Below are 2,634 nucleotides of genomic sequence, written 5' to 3'. Positions count from 1 at the left end.
CGCACCTCGGCGGCGCCCGCCGGGCCCAGCGCCGGGTCGCCGACCAGTGCCCGCAGCCGCGCCAGCCCGGCCGGCCCGGCGTGCGCCCGGGCCAGCGCCAGCAATACGGTCGGCTTCCCCTCCCGCAGGTCGTCCAGATTGGACTTGCCGGTCACCGCCGGGTCGCCGAAGACGCCGAGCAGGTCGTCCCGGAGCTGGAAGGCGTCCCCGAGCGGGTCCCCGAACCCGGCCAGCGCCGCCACCACCTCCGGATCCGCCCCGGCCAGGGCGGCGCCGACCTGCACCGGACGGGTCACCGTGTAGCGGGCGGTCTTCAGCCGGACCACCGTGAGGGCACTCTCCACCGAGCCGTCACCGGCCGCGGCCACCACGTCGAGGTACTCCCCCGCGATCACCTCGGCCCGCATCCGGGCGAGCAGGACGTGGCCCCGGCGCAGCCGCTCGGTGTCCAGCCCGCAGCCGTGGAACATCTGCCCGGACCAGGCGGCACAGAGGTCGCCGCAGAGCAGGGCCGCCTGCCGGCCGTACGCCTCCGGGTCGCCGCGCCAGCCGGCCCGGGCGTGCCGGTCGGCGAAGACCCGGTGCACGGTGGGCCGGCCGCGCCGGCGGTCGCTGCGGTCCAGGATGTCGTCGTGGATCAACGCGAAGGCGTGGAACAGTTCCAGCGCCGCCGCGGCCACCACGATCGGGGTGCCGTCGGGGCCGCCGAAGCCCCGCCAGCCCCAGTAGCAGAACAGGGGCCGCAGGCGCTTGCCGCCAGCCAGGACGAACCGGCGGAGCACCTCGTGCACCTCTCCCGTACCGTCGTCCGGCCGACCCGGCCCACGCTCGCGCAGGAACGCGTCGAGCGCGGCATCGAAACGGTCCCGCAGCAGGGCCGGGTCGGTCGGTGCGACGGTCACGGTCATAGCGCCTCCCGGACCAGTCCGGCGAGCTGAAGCAGCAACGCCTTGACGTCGGTCGCGGCGACCCGGTCCCGGGCCGCGGTCGGGTCGGAGCAGAGCAGCACCGGCCCGTCGGCGGGGTCCGCGGGGAGCCGGCCGTGTGAGCCGCGGACGGCCCGGGCTCCGGCGTCCAGCCCCACCACGCTCATCAGGTAGCGCATCCCGAGCTTCTTGCGGGCCAGCGCGGCCACGGCGCGGCGCTTCGCCGCGCCCGGCGCGGCCGGGTCGAAGAAGAGTTCGGCCGGGTCGTAGCCGGGCTTGCGGTGGATCTCGACGAGCCGGGCGAAGTCGGGCGCCCGGGCGTCGTCCAGCCAGTAGTAGTAGGTGAACCAGGCGTCCGGCTCGGCCACCAGCACCAGCTCGCCGGAGCGCGGATGGTCCAGCCCGTACCCGGCCTGGCCGGCGGGGTCCAGCACCTCGGCCACCCCGGGCAGCGTCGAACAGAGCTTCGCCACCGCGGGCACGTCGGCCGGGTCCTTCACGTAGACGTGCGCCACCTGGTGGTCGGCGACCGCGAAGGCCCGCGAGGTCCACGGGTCCAGGTACTCCATGCCGGCCTGGGTGTAGACCCGCAGCAGCCCCTCGGCGCGCAGCAGCCGGTTGACGTCCACCGGCCGGGAGACGTCGGTGATGCCGTACTCGGAGAGCGCCACCACCGTGGCGTCCCGCTCCCGGGCGGCGTCGAGCAGCGGCGCGAGCACCGCGTCCAGCTCGGCCGCCGCGGCGGCGGCCCGCGGCGAGGACGGGCCGAAACGTTGCAGGTCGTAGTCGAGGTGCGGGACGTAGACCAGGGTCAGGTCGGGCGCGTGGTCGGCGAGGATCCGCTCGGCGGCCCGGCAGATCCACCGCGACGAGGGCATCCCGGCGCCCGGCCCCCAGTAGGTGAAGAGCGGGAAGGTGCCGAGCGCCTCGGTGAGCGTGTCGTGCAGCTCGGGCGGGTCGGTCCAGCAGTCGGGCTCCTTGCGCCCGTCGGCGTGATAGACCGGGCGCGGGGTGACCGTCCAGTCGACGTCGGCGCCCATGGCGTACCACCAGCAGACGTTGGCGACCCGGTAGCCGGGCTCGACCCGGCGCGCCGCCTGCCACAGCTTCTCCCCGCCGACCAGGGCGTTGTGCTGCCGCCAGAGCAGCACCTCGCCGAGGTCGCGGAAGTACCAGCCGTTGCCGACGATGCCGTGGCCCGCCGGAGTCTCGCCGGTGAGGAAGGTGGACTGCACCGAGCAGGTCACCGCCGGCAGCACGGTGCCCAGCTCGGCGGCGAAGCCGGCCTCGGCGACCGCGCGCAGCCGGGGCATGTGCGCCAGCAGCCGCGGGGTCAGCCCCACCACGTCGAGCACCACCAGCCGTCGGCTCATGAGGCGGCACCTTCCTTCGTTCGCGACTGCGGGGCTCGCAGAACCGGCGCACTCCTCGCGCTCACGGCCCCCGCGGTCGTGGCCAGGCCGAGGCCGACCAGCTCGTCGCGGGCGAAGGCCAGCTCGGCGGCGATGCCGGTGGCCAGCTCCGCGTCGGTGCGCGGCCGCCGCGCCGCCGGCAGCACCCCCCAGGTGTACGTCTCGACGTCGAGGTGGTCGCAGCCGGCGACCGGGCCGGCGTAGAGCGCGGCGAGGGCGGCCTTCAGCACCGGCACGGTGGAGCGCAACGGCGGTTCGGGCGGGGCGTGCAGCGGCACGTGGTAGTGCACCCGCCA

Annotated in this window: 2 protein-coding genes and 1 pseudogene; all 3 read right to left on the bottom strand. The window is 75.7% G+C overall.

What is annotated here, in order from left to right:
* The coding region (locus B0E53_RS35310) for a polyprenyl synthetase family protein (RefSeq protein WP_107079813.1) at positions 1–908 on the bottom strand (908 nt) is incomplete at its 3' end.
* Positions 905–2,299, bottom strand: coding sequence for a nucleotide pyrophosphatase/phosphodiesterase family protein (locus tag B0E53_RS35305; protein WP_107079812.1), 1,395 nt, complete (start codon positions 2,297–2,299; stop codon positions 905–907). The genes B0E53_RS35305 and B0E53_RS35310, both read right to left, overlap by 4 nt.
* Positions 2,296–2,634, bottom strand: a pseudogene (locus B0E53_RS35300) (hypothetical protein); the annotation flags it as partial. The pseudogene B0E53_RS35300 and the gene B0E53_RS35305, both read right to left, overlap by 4 nt.

It is taken from the genome of Micromonospora sp. MH33 (assembly GCF_003013775.1).
Lineage (GTDB): Bacteria > Actinomycetota > Actinomycetes > Mycobacteriales > Micromonosporaceae > Micromonospora > Micromonospora fulviviridis.
This window is presented reverse-complemented; position numbering and strand designations above follow the sequence as displayed.